The sequence below is a fragment of the Corallococcus interemptor genome (assembly GCF_003668875.1).
In the GTDB taxonomy this organism is placed as follows: Bacteria; Myxococcota; Myxococcia; order Myxococcales; family Myxococcaceae; genus Corallococcus; species Corallococcus interemptor.
The window spans coordinates 13,845-38,957 of sequence record NZ_RAWM01000016.1 but is presented as its reverse complement, the minus strand read 5'-3'; the positions used below and the strand labels follow the sequence as shown (position 1 = coordinate 38,957).

Below are 25,113 nucleotides of genomic sequence, written 5' to 3'. Positions count from 1 at the left end.
TCTTCAGGCGCGGGTGCACACCGTCCACAACAGCCGTTCGATGACGAGCTTCCCGCTGGCGGAGGACTTCAGGGCCAGGTCCGCGTCCGCGCACGCCACCAGGGCGTTGAGCAGCTCGCGGCGCTCGTAGCGGGCGGCGGCCTGCATGCCGAAGGCGAGCGCCCAGGCGTTGGGCGTCTTGCGCTTGGTGGCCTTCAGCTCCTGCTCCAGCTTGGGGAGGATGCGCGCCTCCACGTCGCGGCCGGTGCGCGGCGGCTGGCCGCCCGCGTACTTCTCCAGCCAGGCGTGGTTCTCCAGCAGCGAGCGGACGATGGACGCCACCGCGCCCAACAGCTGGAGCGCGTGCGTGCCCTGCCCCATCGCGTCCTCCGCGTAGGACAGCGCGTCGCGCAGCTCGCGCTTCTGCAGCGCCTCCGTCAGCTCGAAGAACTCCTCCTCGCGCGCGTGGTGCACCAGCAGCGCCACGTGCTGCGCCTCGATGGTGGGGCCTTCCGCGTAGACGGCCAGCTTCTCCAGCTCTGATTGGAGCAGCCGGATGTTGCCGCCGATGCGCTCCTTCAGGCCCTCCAGCGCGCCCGGCCCCAGCTTCTTCTTGAAGGGGGCCAGGAACTCCCGGGAGATTTCGCTGAGGTCCAGGTCCTTGTGGCGCGCGGCCACCTTGCGCTCGAAGAGGCGGCCCTTGTCCTGCGCGAACTTGAGCAGCGGGCTGCGCGAGTCCACGTCCGTGGCCGCCAGCACCAGCGCGTGCCCCGGAGGCACGCCCTTCTGGAGCAGCTCCAGCAGCGCGGAAGCGTCCCCTTCCGGCGCGCTGATGCGCTCGTCACGGCAGAAGGCCGCGGCCTCCTGGAGGAAGGCGAGGTCCGCCTCCGCCAGGTCCACGTTGAGCTCTTCCTTCCACTGCTCCACCGAAGGAGCGCCGGGCACGCGGGGGTCCAGCTGATCCACGCCCCAGCCGGCGCGGCCCGCCAGCGCCAGCAGCCGCCGGGCTCCTTCCTTGCGCTTGCCCGCCTTCCAAGCGTCGCGCGCCTTGGCCAGCGCGTCGCCCTTGCCCTTCTTGGGCGCGAGGAACTCCGGGTCGCGCACCAGCACCACCTTGCGCCCGGGGAACAGCGGCAGCGTGGCCAGCTCCTGCGCCACCTCGCGCGGAGAGGCCGCGTCCAGCACCGCGAGGTTCAGCCCCATGGCGGCGTCCGGCACCAGCGTCTTCACCAGCTCGTCGGCGCCCTTCCTGACCAGGAACTCCTCGCCCCACAGGAGGTACAGCGGCCACACCTTGCCGGCCTTCACCTCCGCCAGCACCTCGTCCATGTCCGCGCTCATCGGGCCTCCACGCACAGCTCAATGAGCAGCCGCTCCAGCTGCAACCGGGGCGCGCCGTTGCGCGAGCCGATGGCCGTGCGCGCCGACTCCAGCAGCGAGTGCCGCCGGTGCAGCGCGGCCTCCGTCGTGCGCTTCGCGGCTTGCTGCGCCAGCTCCGTCAGGTCGCGGTTCGCAATGGCCTCCAGCGCCCCGGCCTTCGCGAGCGACACGTCGCGCGTCCAGAGGATGAGCAGCTCCAGCGCCGTGTCCGCGTCCTCGCGCGAGCCGCCATGCGCCTCCGCGAAGCGCAGCAGCGCCGGGATGTCGTCGCCGCTCAGGGTTTCAAAGGCGGTGAGCACGTCCTTGCGCTCCTTCAGCGCGTCCACGTCCAGCGCGAGCGCGCGGCCCAGGCTGCCTCCGGACATCACCGCGGCCAGGGCGGCGGTGTCCGCGTCCAGCTTGCGCTCCTGCTGCACGCGCTTCGCGACCAGGTCCACCGGCAGCGGGCCGAAGTACACCTTGCTGCACCGGCTGCGGATGGTGGGCAGCAGGCGGTCCATGGCGCTCGCCACCAGGATGAGCGTCGTTTCAGCGGGCGGCTCCTCCAGCGTCTTGAGGAAGGCGTTCTGCGCCTGGACGTTCATCTGCTCCGCGCTGACCAGGATGGCCACCTTGCGCTTGGACTCCAGGCCGCGCAGCGCCAGGCGCTCCTGGAGCTGCCGTATCTGCTCCACGCGCAGCTCGCGGCTGGGCGTGCCGGTGAAGTCGGAGCGGCCGGCGAGTCCTCGCGACACGCGCTCGTCGTCCGGCATCACCCAGGTGACGTCCGGGTGCAGCCCCTTGGCGATGCGCACGCAGCTGGCGCACTTGCCGCAGCCCACCTCCGGGGCCTCCGGGCACGTGAGGGCCTGGGCCAGCCCCACCGCGGCCAGCTCCTTGCCCACCCCTTCAGGCCCGGCGAACAGGTAGGCGTGATGCACCGAGCCAGACCGCAAGGCGGATTGGAGCGCGTCCATCGCGCGGGGCTGTCCCTGCACCGAGGCAAGCGTCATGGGGGCGTGTATCCCTGCTCGGGGCCCACCCGTCAACCGCCACCTTGACCCGTGCACGCGCCACCGGTCTGATTCACCGGGCGTGCTGAACTTCCTCGAAGGCCATCTCCCCCTGCTGGCGGGCTCCATCCTCACGGTGCTGCTGCTGGCCATCCAGCGGACCACCCAGGACACGGCCCTGCGTGACGACCTGCGGGGCGCGGTGCGGATGCTGCTCGCCTTCCTGGCGCTGCGGCTGGTGTCGCGCTTCCTGCCGGAGGGCTCGGCGCCAGAGGGCCTGCACAAGTTCGTGAACGTGGGCTGGATGCTCACGTTCGCCTTTGGCGTCATCCGCGCCGGGGTGGCGTTCGCGCTGAAGCTGGTGCGGATGCGCTCGCCGGTGACGACGCCGAAAATCCTGCGCGACGTCATCGACTTCACGCTGTACGCGCTCGCCACCGTCCCCATCCTCCAGAGCCAGCTCAACCTGGACCTGGCGGGCCTGGTCGCCTCCACCGCGGTGCTGACGGTGGTCATCGGTCTGGCGCTGCAGGAGACGCTGGGCAACCTCTTCGCGGGTCTGTCCCTGCAGCTGGACCGGCCCTTCGAGGTGGGCGACTTCATCCGCATTGGCGAGCACACCGGGCGGGTGGTGCACATCGGGTGGCGCTCCATCCGCATCGCCAACTTCCGGCGCGAGGTCATCACCCTGCCCAACAGCATGGTGGGCAAGGAGCACGTGAAGAACTTCACCCAGCACCGCGAGCCCGTGGGCATCGAGATGCAGGTGGGCGTGTCCCTGGACGCGCCGCCCAACCAGGTGAAGCAGGCGCTCTTGGACGTGGCCAGGGAGATTCCCCAGGTGCTGGTGCAGCCGCCGCCCATCGCGCGCACGGTGGCCTTCACGGACTCCAACGCGCAGTACATGGTGCGCGTGTTCCTCAACGACTTCGCGCTGTCGGACAGCGTGCGGGAGGAGCTGCACACGCGGCTGTGGTACCGGCTGCGCCGCGAGGGCCTGGAGTTGCCCCACGCCCAGCGCACGGTCACCCTGCGCCGCGAGTCCAAGCACCGCCGCCGCGAGCTGGCGGACGACACGGTGCGCGACCTCCTGCGTCAGGTGGACCTCTTCGAGCCGCTGGGCCCGGAGGAGCTGGAGCGCCTGCGGTGCGAGGTGGTGGTGCGCCGCTTCGGCCGCAACGAGCGCATCATCCAGGAGGGCGAGGAGGGCGGGACCTTCTACGTCGTGGCCTCCGGCGAGGTCAGCGTGCGCGCCGGCACGCTCCAGTCCGAAATCACGCGGCTGGGGCCGGGTCAGTACATTGGAGAGATGTCGCTGCTCACCGGCGAGCCCCGCGCCGCCACCGTCGTGGCCGTCCAGGACTCCGTGCTGCTGGAGCTGGACCGGCCCACCTTCGCGCGGCTGTTCGCGGACTATCCGGGCCTTGCCCGGCAGCTCTCCGCGCTCCTGGCCCAGCGCCGCACCCAGCTGCGCGCGGTGGCGCAGGCGGCCGGCGGCGGACCGGACCACTCGCCCGAGGCGGGCCGCATCCTCGGAAGGCTGCGCTCCCTCTTCGGCCTCAAGCACGAGTAGCGGATTTCCCGGAGCCCACTCCGGGGCAATCACGACCCTCTGTTTACACTTTGCGTGGCGGCCTGGAAGGCATGCATCCAGACGCGACGCCAGGACCTTTGACGCTCGGAGCCTGAAAGGTCTAAAGGTTCACATATGCAAGTCATTCGTGACTTTCCCGCGCGGTTGGGTGCGCTGCTCCTTCCGGGCGCGCTGTTGATGGCCCTGCCCCAGAGCGCGGCGGCCACGGCCCAGGTGACGCCGGACGCGGCAGCCGCGGGGCTGGAGCGGCTGACGCACCGCCGGGTCTTCTTTGGCCACCAGTCCGTGGGCGGCAACATCCTGGACGGTGTGCGCGGCCTTTCACCCAGCACGAAGGCGCCCGCCATCGTGGAGGTGAAGGACGCGAGCACTGCGATTGCGCAGGGCACGCTGGCGCACGCGTTCGTGGGCCAGAACGAGCAGCCGGAGACGAAGATCGCGCACTTCGAACGGCTGTTGGACGGCGGCGTCGCGAAGCAGGTGGACGTGGCGCTGATGAAGTTCTGCTACATCGACTTCACCTCCAGCACGGACGCGAAGGCACTCTTCGAGAAGTACCGCACCACGCTCGCGGGGCTGAAGTCGCGCCACCCGGGCGTCACCTTCGTGCACGTCACCGCGCCGCTGACGACGGTGCAGCGCGGGGCGAAGGCGTGGTTCAACGAGCTGCGCGGGCGCCCCGTGTTCGGCGTGGGGGAGAACGTGTCGCGCGAGGCGTTCAACGCGCTGATGCGGCAGACCTACGGCGGCAAGGAGCCCCTGTTCGACCTGGCGGCGCTGGAGTCGTCGCAGGCGGATGGCAGCCGCGAGACGTACGAGGTGAACGGCCGCGCGTACCCGGCGATGGTGCCTGACTATTCCGATGACGGGGGCCACCTCAACGCGGCGGGGCAGGCGCGCGTGGCGCCGGCGCTCATCGCGTTCCTGGCGGCGCTGCCGGAGGCACCGGCCTCCGCGAAAGCCGGGCCCTGAAGCCATGCGCGTTCCGTTGATGATGATGCTCGGCCTGGGGCCAACGGTCGCGCGTTTGAAGCTGCGCCGCTGTGAGTCCGTGGGCGCCATCCCCACCGTCTGGGGCCGCGTCTGGATTCACGGCGAGGGCGAAGTCCTGGTGGGCAACCGCGTGGTCTTCGACGCGCGGATGGCGCCCATTGAATTGCACGCGCAGCGGGGGGGACGCATCGTGATCGAGGACGACGTGACCATCGAGGGAGGCAGCTCCATCGAAGCGCAGTCCTGCGTGACGGTGGGCGCGCGCAGCCGTCTGGGCATGTGGTGCAAGCTGCTGGACAACATGTATCACCCGGTCCGGGGCAACCGGCACGAGCGGCCCCAGTCCGTGCCGCTGGTGGTGGAGGAAGGTGTCACGGTGGGCAGCCGCTCCATCCTGCTGCCGGGCACGCACCTGCAGAAGGGCGCGAGCGTGGCCTCCGGCACGGTCATCTCCCGCCGCATTCCTCCTGGCGTGATGGTGGGCGGCTCGCCGGCCCGCGTGCTGCGGCGCGAGGTGGCGCGATGAAGCCTCCCCTCCCCTCCCGGCAGGAAGCCGTCCAGATGGCGCGCGCGGGCATGGAGCTGGTGCGCACGCAGGTGTTCCCGCGCGCCGAGCGCGTGGTGGCCGTGGCGCGGGCGCGCTGGCTGTTCCGCACCTTCCGCACGGGCCGGGACGTGGCGGCGTATGGCCCGGTGGCCGCGCGCAACGACGGCCACGCGGAGCTGGGGGACAAGCTGACGTTCCTGGGCGGCATGCTGCCCACGTCGGTGGTCTGCTACGAGCACGCGCGGCTGCTGGTGGGCGACGAGACCCAGTTCAACTACGGCGTGTCCGTGGAGGCCTGGGAGTCCGTGCAGATTGGCGCCCGGTGCATGTTCGCGTCGTACGTGCGCGTGAGCGACCGGGACGGCCAGCGCATCGCCCCCATCATCATCGAGGACGACGTCTGGGTGGCCCACGGCGCCATCCTGCTGCCCGGCGTGCGCATTGGTGCACGGTCGGTGGTGTCCGCCGGCAGCATCGTTTCCCAGGACGTGCCCCCGGACTCGCTCGCCATGGGCAACCCGGCGCGCAGCATGAGCCTGGACCTGGTGTCCCGGGACGCCACGGGTACCTGACCGCCCTGCCGCCTGCCTTTCGCCCGGCGCTCAGCAAAACGCGCCGGGCGCGTTCCATTCGCATCGCCCTTCCACACCCCATTCCCTGCTTCAACGACAGGACCCATCCCATGAGCACGCGTGACACGCTTCGCACCTTCATCGTCGACACCTTCTTCGTGGACGACTTCGCGGACGACGACTCGTTCCTGCGCAAGGGCCTCATCGACTCCACGGGCATGATGGAGCTGGTGGCCTTCATCGAGACGGAGTTCCACATCAAGCTCGACGACAAGGAGCTGGTGCCGGAGAACCTGGACTCGCTGTCGCGCGTGGTGGCCTTCGTGGACCGCAAGCAGTCGCTGGCGAAGGCGAGCTGAGACGCCCATGTGCGGCATCGCGGGGTTCACCTTCCCGGCGGGTGACGCAACAGGCACGGAGCAGCACGCCGGCCGCCTGCGCCGCATGACCGCCAGCATCAAGCACCGGGGGCCAGACGCGCAGCGCGCCCTGCTCCTGGACGGCGCCGCGCTGGGGCACGCGCGGCTGTCCATCGTCGACCTGGCCTCCGGTCACCAGCCGATGCGCGACGAGGCCACCGGCCTCACCGTCGTGTTCAACGGGGAGATCTTCAACCACGTGGAGCTGCGCGAGCAGCTGTCGGGCGCGTATGCCTTCCGCACGCGCTCGGACACGGAGGTCATCCTCGCGGCGTTCCTCGCGTGGGGCATCGACTGCGTGCGCCGCTTCGAGGGCCAGTGGGCCTTCGCGCTGTGGGACCCGCGCGACCGCACGCTGTGGATGTCGAGGGATCGGGTGGGCATCTGCCCGCTGTTCTACGCGTCCCTGCCGCAAGGCCACCTGGCGTTCGCGTCGGAGGCGAAGGCGCTCTTCGCCGGAGGCCTGGTGACGCCCGCGCTGGACGCGCGGGGGCTGAAACAGACGTACCAGCTGTGGGCGCCGGTGGCGCCGCGCACGTCCTTCGAGGGCGTGTCCCTGCTGCCGCCCGCGCACGTGGCGAAGTGGCGCGACGGGACGCTGACGCTCCAGCGCTACTGGGACCTGGACTTCGGGGTGACGCCGGACGCGGCGGACGCGCCCCGGCTCCTGGAGGAGCTGGGCGCGGTGCTGGACCGGGCGGTGCGCCTGCGGCTGCGCGCGGACGTGCCGGTGGCGGCGTACCTGTCGGGAGGGTTGGACTCCAGCCTGTTGTGCTCGCTGGCGCAGGAGCAGCTGGGCGGCACGCTGCGGACGTTCTCCGTGGGCTTCGCGCACGCGCGGTTCGACGAGCGCACGCACCAGGCGACGGTGGCGGAGCAGCTGCGCACCGAGCATCGCGTGGTGGAGATGCGCGACGGGGACATCGGCTCGCTGGTGCCGGGCGTCATCTTCCACGCGGAGCAGGCGATGATGCGCTCCGCGCCCGCGCCGTTCCTGCGGCTGTCCGGGTGGGTGCGCGACCACGGCATCAAGGTCGTGCTGACAGGTGAAGGGTCGGACGAGATGTTCCTCGGCTACGACCTCTTCAAGGAGACGCAGGTGCGCCAGTTCTGGGCGCGCCAGCCGGGCTCGAAGTACCGGCCGCTGCTCCTGCGCCGGCTGTATCCGACGCTGTCGGTGAGCCAGCAGAGCGTGGAGTTGCTGCGCGAGTTCTTCGGCACGGGGCTGGAGACGCCGGACGCGCTGGGGTTCTCGCACCTGGTGCGGTGGGGCAACAGCGGCCGCATCCTTCGCTTCCTCGCGCCGGAGTTCGCCGCGAAGGTGGCGGACGAGGATCCGGTGGCGTCGGTGCTCGCGACGGTGCCGGACGCGGTGGCGAAGTGGCGGCCCCTGGCGCGGGCGCAGTACCTGGAGGCGCGCACGCTGCTGTCGGGCTACCTGCTGTCCGCGCAGGGCGACCGCATGCTGCTGGGCAACGCCGTCGAGGGGCGCTTCCCGTTCCTGGACACGGGCGTGATGGAGTTCGCCGCGAGGGTGCCGGAGCGGCTGCGGCTGCGGGGCCTGGACGAGAAGCACCTGCTCAAGCGCTTCGCGAAGGGCCGGGTGCCGGCGTCCATCCTGGAGCGCACCAAGTTCCCGTATCGCGCCCCCATCGCGGGAGCGCTGGTGGGTCCGGACGCGCCGGCCTGGGCGCGCGAGCTGCTGGCCCCGGAGGCGGTGGCGGCCACGGGCGTCTTCGACGCGCGCAAGGTGGAGCGGCTGGTCGCGAAGCTGCGGGCGCCGAACTCCGCGGAGAGCGAAGCGGACACCATGGCCCTGTTCGCCGTGGCGTCCACGCAGTTGCTGGCGCATCAATTCCTGAAGCCCAGGCCCGTGCCCCAGGCGGACGTGGACGCCGTGCAGCTGGAGGCCGCGTGAGCGCTGACACCCCGCCCTCGTGGGTTCGCGGCCACGCAGCGGCGACGCCGGAAGCACCGGCGGTGGATTCGCCCTGGGCGCGGCTCACGTATGCGCAGCTTGAAGCGCGGATGCTCGCGCTCGCGGGACAGCTGCGGGCCTCGGGTGTGGAGCCCGGGGCTCGCGTGCTCATCGCCCTGCCCCTGGGGTGCGCGGCGGCCGTCGCGAGTCTCGCGGTGCAGGCCCTGGGCGCCTGCGCCGTGGAGCTGGACCGGGAGACGGGCGCGGACTCCCTGGCCAGCATCCTGGAGCAGACGGGCGCGCGCCATGCGGTCATCTTCGGTCAGGACGCTCGGCGTTGGACGGGGCGCTCACAGCTCAGCCACTTCTTCGTCGTGCATGGCTCGCGTCCTCCGGAGCGCATGCTCGGGCTGTTGAAGCCTGCTTCGTGCGCGTGGCTTCAGGAAGACGGCGCGGTGGATCCGGAGGCCAGCGTCACGGCGTCGGGCGCCCTGCCCTCCCTGCCCCCGGAGGCTCCCGCGTCCATCGTCTACACGTCCGGCAGCACGGGCACGCCTCGCGGCGTCGTGCAGACGTTCGCCAACATCGCGGCGAACACGCGCTCCATCGTGGAGTACCTGGGGCTCACGCCGCGCGACCGCGCCATGCTCATCCTTCCCCTGCACTACTGCTACGGGAAGAGCGTGCTCCAGACGCACCTGCTCGCGGGCGGCTCCGTGTTCCTGGATCCGCGCTTCATGTACCCGCAGGTCGTGCTGGAGGCCATGGCCACCGAGTCCTGCACCGGCTTCGCGGGCGTGCCCCTCACCTTCGAGCTGCTGCGCCGTCAGGCCGCGCCGGACTCGCTCAAGAGCCTGAAGCTGCGCTACCTCACCCAGGCCGGCGGCGGCATGTCCCCGGACACCGTGCGCTGGACGCGCGAGGCCTTCCACCCGGCGGAGCTGTTCGTCATGTACGGCCAGACGGAGGCCACCGCGCGGCTGTCCTATCTGCCGCCCTCGCGCGCCACCGACAAGGCGGGCTCCATCGGCCAGGGCATCCCCGGCGTCACGCTGGCCGTGGTCTCGGACGACGGCTCGCCCCTGCCCGATGGCGAAGTGGGCCAGCTCGTGGCGAAGGGCGCCAACGTCACCCCCGGCTACCTCAACGCGCCGGACGACACCGCCGCCATCCTCCACGATGGCTGGCTGTGGACGGGGGACCTGGCGTGGCGCGACGCGGATGGCTTCTTCTTCCTCGTCGGCCGAGCAAAAGAAATCCTCAAGGTCGGCGGCCACCGGGTGAGCCCCGCGGAGATGGAGCACGTCCTCGCGCGCCACGCGGCCGTGCTGGAGGCCGCCGTGGTGGGCGTGCCGGACGACCTGGGCGGTGAGGCGGCCTGCGCCGCCGTGGTCCTCCAGCCCGGCGCCAGCGCGCAGGAGGACGACCTGCGCCGCTTCTGCCGCGAGTCGCTCCCGGCCCACAAGGTTCCCCGCTACGTGTTGTTCATGGACGCGCTGCCCCGCGGGCCCACCGGCAAGGTGCTCAAGGCCGACCTGCGCACGCGCGTGTTGTCTTCACTCTCTTCCCCTGAATCGAGGTCGCCGTGACGACGAAGTTCTCCAAGCAGGTGCTGGAACTGGACTGGGAGGCCAAGGCCGCGTCGCTGTCCGACGGGCTCAAGGAGGCCGTCCTCAAGAAGCTGCGCAAGCGCGGGCTGGTGGTCGCCGTCTCCGGCGGCATCGACTCCGCGTGCGTCGCCGCGCTGGCGGTGCGCGCGCTGGGGCCGGACCGCGTCTTCGGCCTGCTGTTGCCGGAGCGCGACTCCAGCGGCCTGTCCTCCAAGCTGGGCCGCGAGCTCTGCGAGAAGCTGGGCATCCAGTACACGCTGCACGACATCGCGCCCGTGCTGGAGGCCGCCGGGTGCTATTCGCAGCGCGACGCGGCGGTGCGCTCCGTGTTCCCCGCGTTCCAGCCGGACATGAAGTGGAAGATCGTCATGCACGGCGACCGGCTCAACACGGACGCCCTCAACGTCTTCTACGTGGTGGTGCAGGTGGACGGGCAGGAGCAGCGCTTCCGCCTCACGCCCCAGGCCTACGTGCAGATTGTCGCCGCCACCAACTTCAAGCAGCGCGTGCGCAAGATGATGGAGTACTTCCACGCGGACCGGCTCAACTTCGCCGCGTCCGGCACGCCCAACCGCCTGGAGTATGACCAGGGCTTCTTCGTGAAGCTGGGCGACGGCTCCGCGGACGTGAAGCCCATCGCCAGCCTCTACAAGACGCAGACGTACAAGCTCGCGCGGCACCTGGGCGTCATCGACGGCATCCTCAACCGCGAGCCCACCACGGACACGTTCAGCCTGGAGCAGTCACAGGAGGACTTCTACTTCTCCGTGCACTACTCGCAGCTGGACCTCATCCTCTGGGCGAAGAACCACGGCGTCACGCCCGAGGAGGTCTCCCCGGAGATGGGCCTCACGCCGCAGCAGATCCAGCGCGTGTACGACGACATCGACCAGAAGCGCCGCACCACCGCGTACCTCCACGCGCAGCCGCTGCTGCTCGAAGAGGTCAGCGAGCTGAAGCCCTTCAAGATCTCCTGAAGCGGCGTCACCCGCCCCCGGATCTGGAGGCCGCGTCGATGGTGTCCGCGGCCTCCACCCGGAGGCGCTCCTCCGGGGTGAACGAGTCGAACAGCAGCCGCTGCACCGCGGCCTGACGCCGGGCCGGGTCCGGCTCGCTCTGGCCCAGCGCCTCGCGCTTCGCGCGGAAGTCCGCCAGCCGCTGCTTCCACTTCGCGCGCTCGGCATCCAGGGCCTCCAGCCGCCCGGTGGCCTCCGGCCCCACGGTGGACAGCCGGTGCTGGTGCAGGTCCTCCGCCGTCGCCCCCGCCGCCAGCAGCTCCTGCTCCACGGCCTGCTGCCGCAGCGGGCGCACGGCCTCCTCGCGGTGGGCGCGCACGTCCGGAGGAAGCCGCTCCTCCAGGGCCGCCATGCGCTGCTCGCGCTCCTCCTTCGTCAGCGACGCGTCCTTCATCAGCTTCAGCCGCTCCACGGCGACGGCGTCCACCGCCTCCTCCTGGCCGAAGAGGCCGTCCGCCACGCCCGGGCCCAGGTGCTCGCGGCGCAGCTTGCGCAGGGCCTCCAGGCGCTCGCCGGTGTCCATCGTGGCCGAGGAGCCCTTCGACGCGAGGCCCCGGGCCGCGTCCAGATAGGCCAGGTAGTCGTCCAGCACCTGCACCGCTTCGTCCATGGCGGCGGCAGGCAGCTTCTTCCCCCGCAGCGCCGTGAGGATGCGCTCGCGGATGAGCGACGCGGGCTCCTCACCCGTCGCGGACAGGTAGTAGTTGAAGAACCGGAGCAGGTCCGCGTTCGGCACCAGGTGCCCGGACGCATCCACCACCACCGCGCCGTCCTCCTCCGTGTCCTGGAGCGAACCGGGCAAGGGCGGCAGCGTCGCGCCAGACGACGGAGCCGGGCTCGCCGGCACGGCGGCACCGACAGCGGTGGGAGACACCACACGCTGCATCCCCTGCGCGACGGAACCCGAAGACGGCGGGACAGCGGGTCCGGGCGCGTCCTCCGCCCGGACCTTCCACCACGAGAAGACGCCGGCACCCAGGAGGGCGCACAGCGCGACCACGAGAATGACGGCGCGGCTCTTCATGGCGGGGGCGCTCCTTGCAGCGGCTTACAGGCCCGCGGTCTTCAGGCGGTTGGCCTGGGTGCGGAACACGGACTTCGGGTCGGTGAAGAACGCGGTGAGGCCCAGCACCTGGTTCACCTCGTCCAGGTGGTTCATGTCGTAGTTGTCGCGGATGACCGTGCCGAAGTGCGAGCTGCAGCGGCCCACGAGGCCGTCGTTGGACTCGCTGTAGAAGAAGGACGACAGCTTCATCGCGTAGTCAGACGCGTCCAGCATGTTGGTGAAGGGGTCCGTGCCGGACCAGGAGTAGTAGCGCTGGCCCTGGACGCCCGTCGCCGCGCCGCTGCCGCAGGACGTGGTGGGGATGCCCGCGGGGAACTTCGCGGTGAACGCCGCGCCGCCCGACTTGCTCAGCGCCGCCAGCGCGCCAATCGCGTCCTGCGGCTGCGTGTGGCCGGACAGCAGGCCCAGCACCGTGCCCAGGCTGTTGGCGAAGTACGCCAGGACGCCCTCCGTGAACGAGCCGTTCTTCAGGTTGTTGCGCAGGTAGTCCGCCAGGTCCGCGCCCTTGTGCGGCGAGCCCACCGTGGTCACGGACGCCACCAGGTCCGGCCGCACCGCCGCCACGTAGCGCACGTCCAGGCCGCCGTGGCTGTGGCCAATCAGGTTCACCTTCGCCGCGCCGGAGCGCGCGAGCACGTCCTGCACCTGCGCCAGCAGCGCCTCACCGCGCGCCTCGCTCGTGTTGAACTGCGGAACGTGCGTGATGTAGACCTTCGCGCCGCCCGACTTCAGCGTCGACTCGATGCCGTAGAAGTAGTCGAGCACCCCGAACAGCGAATCGAAACCCGCCATGCCGTGCGCCAGCACGATGGGGTACTTCGTCTGCGTGTACGTATCCGCGCGGGCAGGCTGCGCCCAGATGGCAAGAACCGCGACAGTCAGAACGAGGGTCCGGACGGCGTTTCGCATACAGGCTCCTGATTGGGGAGGGCGGATCATCAAAGGGATTGACCCGCGAATCAGCCCATACGGCGAGCCCCTGATAAAAAGCAAGCCAACCTCAGGATTCACAGAAAAGCGTGTCAGATCCGGGTCAACCCCCTCCCACTTCAACGCAATGCATTATCTCTTCGCCAGAGGAGCCGTCGCATGAACACCGCCGCCTATCAGGCCTTCACGAAGGAATTGACGCGCAGGGCCGACGCGGACGGCCGTGTCCGGGGGCTCGTCGCGCTGGGCTCGATGGCGGCCCGCGACTACGCGCCGGATGACTTCAGCGACCACGACTTCTTCGTCGTCGCCTGGCCCGGGCACGCTGAAACATTGAGACAGGAGCGCGGCTGGCTGCCCCGCGCGGAGGACGTCGCGCTGGCGTTCCGCGAGACGGCCCACGGACTCAAGGTCGTGTACCGCGACGGGCACCTGCTGGAGTTCGCGGTGTTCGACCTGGAGGAGCTGTCGTTCGCGCGCGTCAACCGCTACCGGGTGCTGCTGGACAAGGGCGGCGTGACGGAGCGCATGGACGCGCGCGCGGAAGACACGGCGTCGGAGCTCCAGCGCACGGCCTCCGACGACGCGTGGCTCTTTGGCCAGTGGCTCACGCAGGTGCTGGTGGGCGCGGGACGCCACGCGCGCGGCGAGGGACTCAGCGGCCGCGCGCGCCTGGACGATGCGGTGCGCCTGTTCTGCCTGCTGCTCGCGCGCCACGTCCCCGCCCCTGCCGCTTCGCTGCTGGACGGGTTGGATCCGCTGCGGCGCGTGGAGCGCGTCTACCCAGAGACCGGCGGCGAGCTGGCGCGGGCCCTGGAGGGCGACACGCCGGGCCTCGCGCGCACGCTGCTGCGGCTGGCCGAGCGCGAGCTGTCCCACGTGCCCGCGTACCCTCGCGACGGAGTGGCCGCCGTGCGGGCGCGGCTGGACGCCCTGCGGCGTTAGGCCTGCGCGACGTCCTCTTCCCGGGCGTTGTGCGCGATGACGAGCACCTGCTCCGGGTGGGGCTGACGGCGGGCCCAGTCCAAGAGCGCGGTGACGGCATCCGGCGCGGGCGCGGCCGTGGCCAGCGGCACGCGCGGCTGGTGTTCGAAGAACAGGTCCTCCGCCCCCAGGTTCTGCGCCTCCCACGTGCGCCAGCCGGGCAGCGGCTTGCCGGGCGCGGGCTGCAGGCCGGTGACGGTGAAGCCTCCGGTCGTGAAGACGCGCGTCAGGCCCGCCAGCGTCGCGCCCGTGCCGAAGCCGCACACCACGCGCTTCACCGTGGGGAAGCGCTCGCGCACCTGCGCGCGCAGGCCGGACGCCCAGGCCTCCACGCACGCCACCAGGGCCCGGTTGGTGAGCTGCCGGGGCCAGCACCAGCCGTCGCGCTCCAGCGTCATGGCCTGGTGGAACATGTCCGCCATGGAGCCCACCTGACGCACCTGGCCCTGGAAGCCGTGCGCGCGCAGGTACGCCTCGCCCGTCGCGTCCGTCAGGGCCACCGTGGGCAGGCCGCGCTCGCGGCCCAGGACGTCCAGCGCCAGCGCGCTGGAGGCTCCGGACAACTCCACCAGTCCGCGCGAGCCCGGGGGCATCGCGGCCAGGTAGCGCGCGAAGGTGAGGTACTTGAGGCTGCCGGATGGCTGCGCTCCGCCCCACAGCACCACCGGCCCGCCCGCACGCGGACGAGACAGGGAAAACACTCCACGCATGGCCGCCCCCTCGCGCACACCCGCATCGCGCGACCAACAAGCGCCCGGAGTCTTCCGGAGGGGTGGCTCGCGCGGCCATCACCCCCTGGATGGGAGGGATGTCCACCGCTGGACGGCGCAAGGGCCTGCAAGGACGTGGCGGGCGGTTATGCTCCGCGCCCATGTCTCAAGCCCCGCGCGTCCGCATCCTCCTGTCGGAGACCTACAACCCCTGGTTCAACCTCGCGACCGAGGACTGGATCTTCCGCGAGCTGGATCCGTCCACCCAGACGCTGTTCCTCTGGCGCAACGACAACACGGTCGTCATCGGCCGCAACCAGAACCCCTGGTCCGAGTGCAACCTCACGCGCATGGAGGAGGACAAGGTCTTCCTCGCGCGGCGCACCAGCGGCGGCGGCGCGGTGTTCCACGACCTGGGCAACACCTGCTTCACGTTCCTGTCCGCGAAGGAGGGCTACAACAAGACGGCGAACGTCAGCATCCTCCTGGACGCGCTGAAGCGGATGGGCGTCACGGCGCAGGCCTCCGGGCGCAACGACCTGGTGATTCCGCTGGAGGACGGCCCCCGCAAGGTCAGCGGCAGCGCGTACCGCGAGACGAAGGACCGCGCCTTCCACCACGGCACCTTCCTGCTCCACGCGAACCTGTCCCGGCTGGCCAACTACCTCACGCCGCACCCGAAGAAGCTGGAGTCCAAGGGCAGCGCTTCCGTGCGCTCGCGCGTGATGAACATCCGCGACCTGCAGCCGGACGTCTCGCATGAGTCGCTGGTGAAGGCGATGATTGGCGCCTTCTGCGACTTCCACGGCGCCACCGCGGAGCCGGAGCTGTTGGAGCCGTCCTTCCTGGAGCAGCAGCCGTCGCTCAAGCGCACCTTCGAGCACTACGCGTCGTGGGACTGGCGCTTCGGCAACGCGCCCCGCTTCAGCCACCAGATGGTGGAGTACCTGTCGTGGGGCTTCTTCGAGGTCCACGTCGACGCGGAGAACGGACACGTCACGCGCGCGCAGGTCTTCTCGGATGCGCTCTACCCGGACCTCGTGCAGGACCTGCAGACGGCGCTCGTGGGCAAGCCCCACAGCCGCGACGGGATGCAGCAGGCCGTGGCGGAGGTCCGCGCCCGTCACCCCTCGCAGGAGCGCGAGCTGGGAGAGCTGGAGACCTGGCTGATGGGACAGGTCGAGGTCTGACCCGGCCCACCCGCCGTCACCTCACTTCAGCGATGGCCACCACCGCCGTGGCCACCGCCACTCCAGCCGCCGCCATTCCCACCGCCGCGGCTGGAGGAAGAACCATGGGAGGAGCCGCCGCCGGAGCCGCCGCCCCAGCGCCCACCGCCGCCGCCGCCGTGGCTGCCGCTGGAGGATCCGCCGCTGGTCTGATGGACGCGGCCCGTGGAGCTGCCACCACCCAACCGCCGCCGCCACCGCCGCTGGACTGGGAGCGTCCCCCGCCACCGGACGACGGACGCCCGGGGTTGGAAGAACCGCCACCCCAGCCGCCGCTGGACTGGTGCGCGCCGCTACCGCCGCGCGTTCCGTTCCCACCCGGAGGCGGGCTGCGCGTGCCACCCCAGCCGCCGCTGTTGCCGCCGCCGTTGTTCGACGAGTGGGCGCCGCTGCCCTGCGGACGGTACGGACCGGGGCGGCTGTAGCCCCCGCGGCCACCGCCGTGCGACGGGCCGTTGTAGCGGCCGGGCGAAGCGTCATGCGAGCGCGGGCCGTACCGGTACGGCCCCGGGCGGGCGTAGTGGTAGTTCGGGCGGTAGCGGTGGTGGCCGTAGCCGTAGTAGCGCCACGACACGCCCGGGTAGCGGTACCACGAGCGCAGGAACACGTTCGGCCGCCCGAAGGACACCGAGATGTGCGCGTGGCGGTAGACCGGGACGACGACGCGCACCGAGCCGTTGTAGCCCCAGCCGCCACCCACGAACACCCAGGACAGGCCGCGGCGCACCCAGTGCGGCGACACGAACACCAGGCCCGGACGCGGCGGCTCCATCCAGGTGCCGGAGACCCACTCGTAGCCGTTGGCGCCCCAGTACCAGTAACCCGGCGCCCACGTGTAGCCCACGGCCGGCGCGGGGGGCGGCGTCTCCACGCGCAGGGCCGGAGGCGCCCGGGTCGCCGTCACGTCCTCGCTGGCGACCTCGATGGGGATTTCGACCTCGGTGGAGCCCTCCGGGGCCCAGCCGCCGGACACCCAGCGATAGACGTCGCCGTCCTCCGCCCAGTAGCCGTTGATGTACTGGTAGCCGGGCATGCGCTCCACCCAGCCGCCGGACTTGAACTGCCAGCTGTCGCCGTCCCAGTACCAGTGCCCGGACGTCCAGACCGCGCCGGCATAGGGCCGGGGGGTCGGAGACTCGTTCGGCAGGTCGGGAGGCGGCGAGGGCGCGATGGGCCCGGAATCGTCCGCGTTGGACTGCTGCTGCTCGTACCCGTCGTCGCCCCAGTCATCCGCCGCGACCGGCGAGGTCTGCGCGAACGCCCCCTGGGTGGCCAGGCCGACAATCACACCAATCCACCATCGAGAACCCATGACTCCGTCTCCGATCTCCAGACCCCCGAGGGGACGCGGGCCTCCTCCACTTTATTCACCCTGGAGGCCACAAGCCCGCAATCCCGTCGACACTGCTACAGTCCGTCAGGACGCGAATGCTGCGCCGACTCCTCCCCACATTGATCGCCCTGGGTTGTGGACTGCTGGCCCTCGGCTGGGGGCTGGTGAGCCTCCAACGCATCTTCACCCAGGAGCGTGAGGACGCCCGCGCCCAGGTGCGCTCGCGGCGCATTGCCCTGGAGCAGCTGGCGGCGGAGTCGCTGCGCACCGCGCTGGCGCAGCGGATGAAGACCCACCTGCCCAAGCTCAACTCGGCCGTGGGGGATCCGCTGATGGCCGCGGAGGGCTACTACCTGCTCTTCCGGGGCCACCAGTTCCTGCCGCGCGTGGACTGGCCCCGGGAGGGCACGGACGTCCCGGCCCAGGCCAACTACACGATGCTGGCGCACGCGCTGGAGGACGGCCAGGCCCCCTCGCCCTTCCAGGAGCGGCTGGCCCGGCTGCGCGCGGCGGAGGCCGCCCTGGTCTCCGGCAGCGAGGCGCGCAAGGACGCGGCGGTGGAGGCCCTGCTGCGCTACCACGCGGCGCACCCGCTGCCGGCGGATCAGGAGCTGCCCTTCACGCTCTTGATGGTGGAGTACCTGCAACGCGGAGAGGACACGCCGCCCCTCATCCGGGCGCTGGTGCGTGAAGGACTGGCGGAGGAGCTGGGCGGCATGTCGCGCGACGCGGGCCTGCAGCGCAACCTCCTGCGCGCGCGGTCCCAGCTCACGCAGCCGGACTTCAACTTCCTCCAGGCGCGCATCGTGTCGTTGAGCCGCGCGCTGAAGGAACCCTCCGACGCCTTCGTGGCGCGCGTGCAGGAGGCCGGCGCGGGCGCGCTGGTGCTGCCGGAGCCGCTGGACGGCCCCACCCTGCTCGCCGAGCAGTGGTACGTGGAGCCCGCGGCCGAGCAGGTGCACGGGCTGGCGGTGGACATGTCCGCGCTGCTGTCGGACCTGACGCAGGAGCTGCGCGGGCGCAACCTCATCCCCAAGGACGGCCAGGTGCGGCTGGGGCCCGGCGGCGTGGCGCGCCCCCTGAAGCACCCGGGGCTGGAGGTGGCCACGCCCGGCTGGGCCGCGGCGGAGGCGGACATCGAGGCGCGATACGGCCTCAAGACGCTGCTCGTCGCCGCGTGCGGCGCGCTCGCGTCGGCCATCGCGGCGCTGGCGGTGGTGGCCCAGCAGCGCAAGTACCGCTTCGTGGAGCTCAAGAGCGACTTCGTCTCCACCGTGTCGCACGAGCTGCGCACGCCGCTCGCGTCCATCCGCCTGTTGGGGGAGACGCTGGAGCGGCGGCTGGGCCAGATTCCGGAGGCCGGGGACTACCCCACCCGCATCGTGCGCGCGGCGGAAGGGCTGCACTTCCTGGTGGAGAACATCCTGTCCTTCAACCGCATCGACAAGGGGCGGTGGGCGCTCAGGCCCGCGCGCGTGCGGCTGGAGGAGGCGGTGGGCAACCTGCGCGACGACCTGATGGACGCCGTCACGGTGCCGGTGGAGCTGCGCTCGGACGTGGGGGACGTGGAGCTGGACGCGGACGCGTCGCTCGTGCGGATGCTCTTCGCCAACCTGGGCCGCAACGCCTGCCTCTACAACCTGCGCAGCCCGGTGGTGCTCACCGTCCGCGCCTACCCCCAGCCGGGCTTCGGGGCCACGGTGCTCTTCAGCGACAACGGCGTGGGCATCCCCGCCGAGGAATGGGAGCGCGTGTTCCAGGACTTCTACCGTCTGACAACTCCCGGGCCGGAGGTGCATGGAAGTGGCCTGGGACTGGCGCTGTGCCGCAGAATCATGGGCCTGCACCAGGGCAGCATCCAGGTGGCCTCCTCCGGCCCTGAAGGCACGACCTTCGCCCTGACCTTTCCCGAGACGCGCCGATGACGACGCAGACGCCGCCCCCCTCCTCCACCCGCCCCTCCATCCTCATCGTCGAGGACGACGCCAACCTGCGCCTGGGCCTGCGCGACAACCTGCGCGACGAGGGCTACGACGTGACGGACGCCCCTTCCGCCAAGGACGCGGCGCCGCACCTGGAGTCGCGCGAGTTCGACCTGCTCATCCTGGACGTCATGCTGCCGGGCGAGGACGGCTACAGCTTCTGCCGCCGCCTGCGCGCGGAGGGCGTCAAGAGCATGGTGCTGATGCTCACCGCGCGCTCGCTGGAGGACGACCTGGTGCGCGGCTTCGAGGCCGGCGCTCAGGACTACCTCACCAAGCCCTACCGGCTGCGGGAGCTGCTCGCGCGCGTGCAGGCGCTGGTGCGCCGGGCGGGCACGGCGCCGCCGCAGGTGGTGACCTTTGGCACCTTCACGCTGGACCTGGGGCGCCGCGCGGTGCTGCGCTCGGACGGCGGTGAGGTGGACCTGACGCGCACGGAGTTCGACCTGCTGGCGTTCCTCTTGCGCCACCGCGACCGCGCGCTGCCCCGGGGCGAAATCCTGGATGCCGTCTGGGGCCGCGACGTGGTGGTGGATCCGCGCACGGTGGACAACTTCGTGTCCAACCTGAAGAAGAAGCTCGGGTGGACGAGCACGTCCGGCTTCACCATCCACACGCTGCGCGGCGTGGGCTACCGCATGGAGGTCACGAGCGGCGGCCCGTCATGACGAATCCATGACCGACATATGGAGCGCCGTCGGCCTTTCCACTGACGGGACTTCGTACCTTGCCTCTTGTGGAGACGAGACGCCTGGAGCGTCCGTTCCAACCAGGAGGCGGGTCAGATGTTTGAGTCGGTCATCGAACGGCGGGGAGTGCGCTCGGGACGGTTCGGCACGGGCGCGTGGGTGTCCATCGGCGTGCACGCGGGGCTCCTGGGCCTGGTGTTCTTCATCTCCGGCCGCGCGCCGGAGACCATCGAGCCGCCCGAGCGGACGATCGTCTTCCACCCGCCCGCCATCCAGAAGGGCGTGAAGCAGGCCGCGCAGCCCAAGCCGGCCACGGCCGCGCCGGCGCCGAAGCCCAAGCCGCGCACGGACCGCATCCCGCTGCACCCGAAGCCGCTGCCCACGGATCTGCCGGAGGCAAAGCCGGAGCCGACGACGGTCGCGGACGCGGCGGCCACCACGGACGCGACGGGCACGGGCGAGACCGGCCCGGTGGGTGATCCGGACGGCGATCCGAACAGCACCAGCCCCATCGGCGCGGTGGGCGTGCCGGTGATCAACACCGCGCCCACGGGCACGGAGGTGCTGCCCTTCCAGGGCGGGATGACGCCGCCGAAGCTGCTTAGCGGTTCGCAGTTCAACTACACGCTCGAGGCGCGGCGCGCGGGCGTGGAGGGCATGATGATCGTGAAGTGCGTCATCACCACGGAGGGCCGGGTGCGCGACTGCCGCATCATCAAGGGCCTGCCGTTCATGGAGGACGCGGTGCTGGAAGCGCTCTCCTCGCGCACGTATCAGCCGCTGACCTTCCAGGGCCGTCCGGTGAACGTGTCGTACACGTTCAACATCAAGCTGAAGATGCCGTAGCCATGGGGGCAGGTGTCCGCCAGTGAAAGCGCCCGGGCGCCTGCTTCCCCTTCGGGAAGGGAAAAGCATCGCAGCGGGAGTGCGGGCCCGTTAGGAAAGTCCCGTCGCGCCTGGCCATGTGCGCGATACCGGCACCGGAAGGAGCGGGCCTCCCCCGGCCCGCTTCCGGTGCCGGTCCCTTTTCATCAAGCGATGGCGGACACCTGGTACGACGCGGTGGTGGTGGGCGCGGGCTTCGGCGGCCTGGGCACGGCGCTGGAGTTGTGCCGCCGGGGCGCCCGGGTGGCGCTGTGCGAAGGGCTCAACTACCCGGGCGGTTGCGCGAGCACCTTCCGGCGCGGTGGCTACGGCTTCGAGTCCGGCGCCACGCTGTTCTCCGGCTTCGGTGAGCACCAGCTCTTCGGCCGGTGGATCCGCGAGCATGCGCTGGACGTGACGGTGGACTGGCTGGATCCCCTGGTGGAGCTGCGGGCACCGGGCATGCGGCTGCCGGTGCACCGCGACCGGGACCGGCTCATCGCCGGGTTCTGCGCGCTCCCTGGAGCACCCGTGCAGGGCGTGCGGCGGTTCTTCGAGCTGCAGGGCCAGGTGGCCGGAGCGCTATGGCCGCTGTTCGATGACCCGGACCTGCTGCCGCCGTTGAGCCTGAAGACGCTGATGCGGCACGCGGGGCGCGCGTGGTCCTACGCGCCACTGACGCGATGGCTGGGCCGGCCGCTGGGCGCGGTGCTCGCGCATCACGGGCTGGAGGGCTTCACGCCGCTGCGCACGTACCTGGACGCGCTCTGTCAGATCACCGTGCAGTGCGCCGCGGCGGAGGCGGAGACCCCGTTCGCGTTCGCGGCGATGGACTACTACTGGCGCGGCACGGGCCATGTCCGGGGCGGCATCGGCCGGCTGGCGACGGGGCTGACGAAGGCCATCACGGCGAAGGGCGGCGACGTGCTCATGGCGAACCGGGTGCGCGCGGTGACGCCGGTGGACGGAGGCTGGCGGGTGACGGCGCGCAGGGGTGAGTTGCTGGCCCGGCACGTGGTGGCCAACGTGCTGCCGCAGGGGCTGCGCACGCTGCTGGATGCGCCGGTGGGACGGCTTCCCCGCGTGGATGCGCTCGCGGAGCGCGTGGACGAAGGCTGGGGCGCGGCGATGCTGTACCTCGTGGTGCGGCCTCCCGAGGGGGACTCCGGCGCCGCGCACCACTTCGAGCTGGTGCGCGATGAACAGGCGCCGTTCATCGAAGGCAACCACCTCTTCGCATCCATCAGCGGGGCCTCGGATGAAGGCCGTGCACGGCCGGGTCAGCGCACGGTGACGGTGTCCACGCACGTGTCGCTGAAGAAGCTCGCGGGCATGGCGCCGGAGGAACAGGCGTCCTGGTTCGCCGCGCTCCATGCGCGCATGCGTGAGAACCTGGACGCGCTGCTTCCAGAGTGGACGGCCAACGTCGTGCACGTCATGACGGCGTCGCCGCGCACGTTCCAGCGCTTCACGTCGCGAGAGGCGGGCGCGGTGGGTGGCGTTCCCCGGCGCGCCGGATTGGACAATTACCGCATCCTGGGACCGTTCCAGGCTCAACGCAGTTTGTGGTTGGTGGGGGACTCGGTGTTCCCGGGTCAGAGCACGCTTGCAACAGCGGTGGGTGGCGTTCGCACCGCCGCGAGTATTGCCGCGTCGCGCTGAAGCATTGTCTTGCGTAAACCGCGTATGGTTTGCGTCCCCCCTCATGGAGGACGCATGCGTACGTTCCTGATTGGCGGTCTGTTGGCGCTGGCGGTGGGCTGTGGCGGTCCCATGGAGCAGGAGGCCGCGCCGGATCTGGCCTCGCAGGAGTCGGCGCTCCCGGACTGCATGAACACCGACAACATGATCACGTACTTCAACGACGCGTCCCACTCGATCATCGTGGGTCAGCGCGGCTGCTACTGCGGCAGCTGGGTGAACTGGGGCCAGGTGTCCACGAGCTACTGGGAGAACACCTCCTGCTAGGCAACCCCAGACACCCGTGGCGCGATAGAGGTCCGCGCGTCCGCGAGGATCCTCGCCGACTCCGTGGCGGCGTCCTCTGGCCGGACGCTGGTGTCTGAGATTCCTGCGATGAGCCGGGTGCGGTCGTGGTCCACCGCGCCCGGCTTCGCCCAGGTGTCCGCGTCCGGCGCGGTGAGGTACGCGGAGAACGCGTGGTGCCCGGAGCCGGGGCGCTCGCCAATCACATGCACCAGGGCGCGCGGACGCGGGTCCCCTTCCGCGCCAAACAGCAACTGGCCCACCTGGTAGCCCGCGCGCACGCGGCCGTGCTTCACCACCAGCACCTCCGGCGCCACCCTCCAGCCCGTCGCCTCCAGCTCCGCGCGCAGCCGCGCCAGGAACGGCGCCAGGTGGCCCTCGTCCATCAGCGAGCGCGGATCCAATCCGTCCGACACGACCACCTGCGCGTCGTACCGGCCCGCGTGCTGCTCGCGCAGCGCTCGCACCGTGACCTCCGAGCCCGCCTCCAGCGTTTCGCCCGACGGCGGATGCAGGATGTAGTCGCGACGGTCCGCGGAGTTCGTCCGCAGCCGCACCGAGCCCGGGATGGACGCCACCGCCGCGTCGGACAGCTCCGACCACAGCCCCACCTTGCCGTCGTCGTAGAGGCCGCGCACCTCGCGCTCCAGCGCGGGCTCCAGCATCCAGGGCTGGTCGCCATGCCCCACCGCCAGCGGCACGCCCCGGGCGCGCACCTGGGCCATCTGCGCCTCCGCCTCCAGGCGCAGCTCCGCCTCCGGACGCGTGTCGCCCTTGGCGCGGCGGTAGTGCACGTAGACGTGGGCCGGGTCGCCGAAGTGCTTCGTGGGCCGGCCTTCCGCGTCGATGACGCCCAGGCGCTGGAAGAACGCCCACATCCGGTCATCCACCTTCAGGCCGTACCGCGCGCGCAGCCGCACGTGGTCCTGGAAGGACGTGGTGAGGTAGCTGAGCATCGGATCATTCCGCGTGGGCAGCGCCATCAGGTACGCGGGCCCGGCCTCCGCCAGCTGCTCCTGGCACCAGCCCAGGTCATCCAGCGTCACGTCCATGTGCAGCGTGGAGCACACGTCCAGGCCTGGCGTGAGGCCGTGCAGCTTGCCCATCACGATGTCTTCCAGGCAGCAGCGCACCAGCTGCTCGCGCGTGCGGAACACCTCCGGGCCAATGAAGCCCGCCACGTCGTTGACGTGCACCCACGGCGCCGCCTCACGCCCCGCGCCCGCCTGCGCGATGGCCACGCGGCGCTTCAAGGCCCGCGCGAAGCCGTACTTGCGCGACTCGTGGATGAGCATGTCCGTGCCGTGGGGGTGCCCGTTCGTCGCGTCCGCGCCCTGCCCCGTCTCGAAGTACAGGCCCCAGCGCCCGGTGCGCGCCGCGGCGTGCGCAACCATCTTCTCCAGCGTCACGTCGAAGGTGCGGTTGGCGGCCTCGTTCCCGCCGAGGCTCTGGAACCAGATGCCCGTGGTGCCCGGCCGCAGCGCCTCCACCTGCGCCTGCACGTCGATGTGCGCGAGCACGCAGTGGGGCATCACCTCCTCCAGCCCGAACGTCGTCAGCACGTCGTGCAGCGCGGACTCCACCGCGGCCACCGACGCGACGTCCGACGACACCGGGTTGGTCCCCAGCACCACGTCGCCCACCGCGAAGGACCAGCCGTCGAAGACCTGCCAGCGGATGTCCTCCGGATGATCCGTGGGCGAGTTGGGCTGCAGGCGCGCGCCCAGATAGCCCTTCGCGCCCACGCGGCTGCCCGGCAGCGGATGGAAGATGCGCCCACCCACCGTCTTCAGCTCCACGTCGCTCATCAGCTTCACGACGCACGCGATGACGTCGCTGGGCAGCCCGTCGAGCACGCCGTGCACGGCCTGCACCTCCGCCGTGAGCAGGAAGTCCTTGAGCCGGCCCAGCGTCCAGTCCGCCACGCGCTTCCAGCGCGCCGGGTCCCACGCCTCCAGGTTGAACACGTGCAGCCGGTCCTCGAACGGAGGATGGGCGTGCAGGTCGTCCAGCCGCGTGCGTGACAACAGCGTGCGCGCGTTGCGCCGCGAGTCCTCGTCCGCCGCCGCGACGCCGATGGCCTCGTCGCCTTCCTTGAACGCGTTCGCCGCGCCCAACACCTGTTGATACAGGCGCGCGTCGAAGCCGCCGCTCAGGCGCTGCACGTAGTCAAAGACATCTTCGTGGGGGAGGACGTCGGGGAGACAGACGCTCATGGGCCATGAGCTTTATCCGGCGGCGCGGCCGCGCCACCATCCCCCGAGGGCGCTGTCGCCTGCGTGACGCCCGGACGGCTGCCCTCCACGATGCTTGGTGTTTC

The 25,113-nt window shown here is 71.1% G+C and carries 22 protein-coding genes; 15 read left to right on the top strand and 7 right to left on the bottom strand.

All coding sequences use genetic code 11. The features are described from left to right. Nucleotides 1-3: 3 nt before the first annotated feature. Nucleotides 4-1,320: a DNA polymerase III subunit delta gene (gene holA / locus D7X96_RS08640; RefSeq protein ID WP_120547812.1), complete on the bottom strand. Its 1,317-nt coding sequence runs from the start codon at nucleotides 1,318-1,320 to the stop codon at nucleotides 4-6. Next, nucleotides 1,317-2,351, bottom strand: coding sequence for a DNA polymerase III subunit delta' (holB, locus tag D7X96_RS08635; protein WP_120547813.1), 1,035 nt, complete (start codon nucleotides 2,349-2,351; stop codon nucleotides 1,317-1,319). Before holB ends, holA begins: the two co-directional genes overlap by 4 nt. Before the next feature lie 82 nt (nucleotides 2,352-2,433). Between holB and D7X96_RS08630 the strand changes: the two genes are divergently transcribed. The 8 genes from D7X96_RS08630 (at nucleotide 2,434) to nadE (ending at nucleotide 10,981) form a co-directional block, all read left to right on the top strand. Then, a complete protein-coding gene (locus D7X96_RS08630) occupies nucleotides 2,434-3,924 on the top strand; it encodes a mechanosensitive ion channel family protein (RefSeq protein ID WP_120547814.1) in 1,491 nt (496 codons plus the stop codon). A 135-nt stretch (nucleotides 3,925-4,059) separates the two neighbouring features. Further along, the gene (locus D7X96_RS08625; RefSeq protein WP_120547815.1) at nucleotides 4,060-4,917 is read left to right on the top strand and encodes a hypothetical protein; all 858 of its coding nucleotides are present in this window, start codon (nucleotides 4,060-4,062) and stop codon (nucleotides 4,915-4,917) included. Nucleotides 4,918-4,921: 4 nt separating this feature from the next. After that, the gene (locus D7X96_RS08620) at nucleotides 4,922-5,464 is read left to right on the top strand and encodes an acyltransferase (protein WP_120547816.1); all 543 of its coding nucleotides are present in this window, start codon (nucleotides 4,922-4,924) and stop codon (nucleotides 5,462-5,464) included. Then, complete coding sequence (locus tag D7X96_RS08615; RefSeq protein WP_120547817.1) at nucleotides 5,461-6,057, top strand: acyltransferase; 597 nt, start codon at nucleotides 5,461-5,463, stop codon at nucleotides 6,055-6,057. The genes D7X96_RS08620 and D7X96_RS08615 overlap by 4 nt, the downstream gene beginning before the upstream one ends. 110 nt (nucleotides 6,058-6,167) lie before the next feature. After that, nucleotides 6,168-6,416 (top strand): acyl carrier protein, encoded by a 249-nt coding sequence (locus D7X96_RS08610; RefSeq protein WP_014398060.1) that lies wholly within the window; start codon nucleotides 6,168-6,170, stop codon nucleotides 6,414-6,416. 7 nt (nucleotides 6,417-6,423) lie between these two features. Next, entirely contained in the window at nucleotides 6,424-8,394 is a 1,971-nt protein-coding gene (asnB, locus tag D7X96_RS08605; protein ID WP_121769454.1) for an asparagine synthase (glutamine-hydrolyzing), read from the top strand. After that, nucleotides 8,391-9,983, top strand: coding sequence for a class I adenylate-forming enzyme family protein (locus tag D7X96_RS08600; RefSeq protein ID WP_121769453.1), 1,593 nt, complete (start codon nucleotides 8,391-8,393; stop codon nucleotides 9,981-9,983). Before asnB ends, D7X96_RS08600 begins: the two co-directional genes overlap by 4 nt. Next, nucleotides 9,980-10,981, top strand: coding sequence for an NAD(+) synthase (gene nadE / locus D7X96_RS08595; protein WP_120547820.1), 1,002 nt, complete (start codon nucleotides 9,980-9,982; stop codon nucleotides 10,979-10,981). The genes D7X96_RS08600 and nadE overlap by 4 nt, the downstream gene beginning before the upstream one ends. A 7-nt stretch (nucleotides 10,982-10,988) precedes the next feature. Here nadE and D7X96_RS08590 read toward each other — a convergent pair whose 3' ends face one another. Together D7X96_RS08590 and D7X96_RS08585 are read right to left on the bottom strand one after the other, a co-directional pair. Further along, nucleotides 10,989-12,044 carry a lipase secretion chaperone gene (locus tag D7X96_RS08590; RefSeq protein ID WP_121769452.1) on the bottom strand — a complete coding sequence of 352 codons (1,056 nt, stop codon included), beginning with the start codon at nucleotides 12,042-12,044 and terminating at the stop codon, nucleotides 10,989-10,991. Nucleotides 12,045-12,068: 24 nt separating this feature from the next. Beyond that, the gene (locus D7X96_RS08585; RefSeq protein WP_199746875.1) at nucleotides 12,069-12,995 is read right to left on the bottom strand and encodes a lipase family alpha/beta hydrolase; all 927 of its coding nucleotides are present in this window, start codon (nucleotides 12,993-12,995) and stop codon (nucleotides 12,069-12,071) included. A 180-nt stretch (nucleotides 12,996-13,175) separates the two neighbouring features. Between D7X96_RS08585 and D7X96_RS08580 the strand changes: the two genes are divergently transcribed. Further along, nucleotides 13,176-13,961, top strand: a complete 786-nt coding sequence (locus tag D7X96_RS08580) for an aminoglycoside 6-adenylyltransferase (RefSeq protein WP_121769451.1) — start codon at nucleotides 13,176-13,178, stop codon at nucleotides 13,959-13,961. Here D7X96_RS08580 and D7X96_RS08575 read toward each other — a convergent pair. After that, a complete protein-coding gene (locus D7X96_RS08575) occupies nucleotides 13,958-14,710 on the bottom strand; it encodes a pyridoxal-phosphate dependent enzyme (protein WP_121769482.1) in 753 nt (250 codons plus the stop codon). The two genes, D7X96_RS08580 and D7X96_RS08575, sit on opposite strands and share 4 nt — an antisense overlap. A gap of 161 nt (nucleotides 14,711-14,871) precedes the next feature. Here D7X96_RS08575 and lplA point away from each other — a divergent pair, with 161 nt between their 5' ends. Next, complete coding sequence (gene lplA, locus D7X96_RS08570; protein ID WP_120547824.1) at nucleotides 14,872-15,900, top strand: lipoate--protein ligase; 1,029 nt, start codon at nucleotides 14,872-14,874, stop codon at nucleotides 15,898-15,900. Between the two features lie 16 nt (nucleotides 15,901-15,916). Here the strand turns inward: lplA and D7X96_RS41425 are convergent, their stop codons facing one another. Continuing rightward, nucleotides 15,917-17,251, bottom strand: coding sequence for a YXWGXW repeat-containing protein (locus D7X96_RS41425; protein ID WP_279637360.1), 1,335 nt, complete (start codon nucleotides 17,249-17,251; stop codon nucleotides 15,917-15,919). A 116-nt stretch (nucleotides 17,252-17,367) separates the two neighbouring features. On the opposite strand from D7X96_RS41425, the gene D7X96_RS08560 reads away from it, so the two are divergent. From D7X96_RS08560 to D7X96_RS08540, 5 genes are all read left to right on the top strand, one after another. Next, nucleotides 17,368-19,197, top strand: a complete 1,830-nt coding sequence (locus D7X96_RS08560) for a sensor histidine kinase (RefSeq protein WP_120547825.1) — start codon at nucleotides 17,368-17,370, stop codon at nucleotides 19,195-19,197. Beyond that, on the top strand, nucleotides 19,194-19,922 hold the full coding sequence (locus tag D7X96_RS08555) for a response regulator transcription factor (RefSeq protein WP_120547826.1): 729 nt from the start codon (nucleotides 19,194-19,196) through the stop codon (nucleotides 19,920-19,922). The genes D7X96_RS08560 and D7X96_RS08555 overlap by 4 nt, the downstream gene beginning before the upstream one ends. A 117-nt stretch (nucleotides 19,923-20,039) precedes the next feature. Beyond that, on the top strand, nucleotides 20,040-20,789 hold the full coding sequence (locus tag D7X96_RS08550) for an energy transducer TonB (protein WP_120547827.1): 750 nt from the start codon (nucleotides 20,040-20,042) through the stop codon (nucleotides 20,787-20,789). Nucleotides 20,790-20,981: 192 nt separating this feature from the next. Beyond that, a complete protein-coding gene (locus D7X96_RS08545) occupies nucleotides 20,982-22,469 on the top strand; it encodes a phytoene desaturase family protein (protein WP_121769450.1) in 1,488 nt (495 codons plus the stop codon). 54 nt (nucleotides 22,470-22,523) lie between these two features. After that, nucleotides 22,524-22,775, top strand: coding sequence for a hypothetical protein (locus tag D7X96_RS08540; RefSeq protein ID WP_120547829.1), 252 nt, complete (start codon nucleotides 22,524-22,526; stop codon nucleotides 22,773-22,775). Here the strand turns inward: D7X96_RS08540 and eutB are convergent. Next, a complete protein-coding gene (gene eutB, locus D7X96_RS08535) occupies nucleotides 22,772-25,009 on the bottom strand; it encodes an ethanolamine ammonia-lyase subunit EutB (RefSeq protein ID WP_121769449.1) in 2,238 nt (745 codons plus the stop codon). The two genes, D7X96_RS08540 and eutB, sit on opposite strands and share 4 nt — an antisense overlap. Nucleotides 25,010-25,113 lie beyond the last annotated feature (104 nt).

Bases quoted from the DNA above. Each gene is read 5' to 3' on its own strand.
- holA (WP_120547812.1), bottom strand. From the start codon at position 1,320: ATGAGCGCGGACATGGACGAGGTGCTGGCGGAGGTGAAGGCCGGCAAG.
- holB (WP_120547813.1), bottom strand. From the start codon at position 2,351: ATGACGCTTGCCTCGGTGCAGGGACAGCCCCGCGCGATGGACGCGCTC.
- D7X96_RS08625 (WP_120547815.1), top strand. From the start codon at position 4,060: ATGCAAGTCATTCGTGACTTTCCCGCGCGGTTGGGTGCGCTGCTCCTT.
- D7X96_RS08620 (WP_120547816.1), top strand. From the start codon at position 4,922: ATGCGCGTTCCGTTGATGATGATGCTCGGCCTGGGGCCAACGGTCGCG.
- D7X96_RS08615 (WP_120547817.1), top strand. From the start codon at position 5,461: ATGAAGCCTCCCCTCCCCTCCCGGCAGGAAGCCGTCCAGATGGCGCGC.
- D7X96_RS08610 (WP_014398060.1), top strand. From the start codon at position 6,168: ATGAGCACGCGTGACACGCTTCGCACCTTCATCGTCGACACCTTCTTC.
- asnB (WP_121769454.1), top strand. From the start codon at position 6,424: ATGTGCGGCATCGCGGGGTTCACCTTCCCGGCGGGTGACGCAACAGGC.
- D7X96_RS08590 (WP_121769452.1), bottom strand. From the start codon at position 12,044: ATGAAGAGCCGCGCCGTCATTCTCGTGGTCGCGCTGTGCGCCCTCCTG.
- D7X96_RS08585 (WP_199746875.1), bottom strand. From the start codon at position 12,995: ATGCGAAACGCCGTCCGGACCCTCGTTCTGACTGTCGCGGTTCTTGCC.
- D7X96_RS08580 (WP_121769451.1), top strand. From the start codon at position 13,176: ATGAACACCGCCGCCTATCAGGCCTTCACGAAGGAATTGACGCGCAGG.
- D7X96_RS08575 (WP_121769482.1), bottom strand. From the start codon at position 14,710: ATGCGTGGAGTGTTTTCCCTGTCTCGTCCGCGTGCGGGCGGGCCGGTG.
- lplA (WP_120547824.1), top strand. From the start codon at position 14,872: ATGTCTCAAGCCCCGCGCGTCCGCATCCTCCTGTCGGAGACCTACAAC.
- D7X96_RS41425 (WP_279637360.1), bottom strand. From the start codon at position 17,251: ATGGGTTCTCGATGGTGGATTGGTGTGATTGTCGGCCTGGCCACCCAG.
- D7X96_RS08560 (WP_120547825.1), top strand. From the start codon at position 17,368: ATGCTGCGCCGACTCCTCCCCACATTGATCGCCCTGGGTTGTGGACTG.
- D7X96_RS08555 (WP_120547826.1), top strand. From the start codon at position 19,194: ATGACGACGCAGACGCCGCCCCCCTCCTCCACCCGCCCCTCCATCCTC.
- D7X96_RS08550 (WP_120547827.1), top strand. From the start codon at position 20,040: ATGTTTGAGTCGGTCATCGAACGGCGGGGAGTGCGCTCGGGACGGTTC.
- D7X96_RS08545 (WP_121769450.1), top strand. From the start codon at position 20,982: ATGGCGGACACCTGGTACGACGCGGTGGTGGTGGGCGCGGGCTTCGGC.
- D7X96_RS08540 (WP_120547829.1), top strand. From the start codon at position 22,524: ATGCGTACGTTCCTGATTGGCGGTCTGTTGGCGCTGGCGGTGGGCTGT.
- eutB (WP_121769449.1), bottom strand. From the start codon at position 25,009: ATGAGCGTCTGTCTCCCCGACGTCCTCCCCCACGAAGATGTCTTTGAC.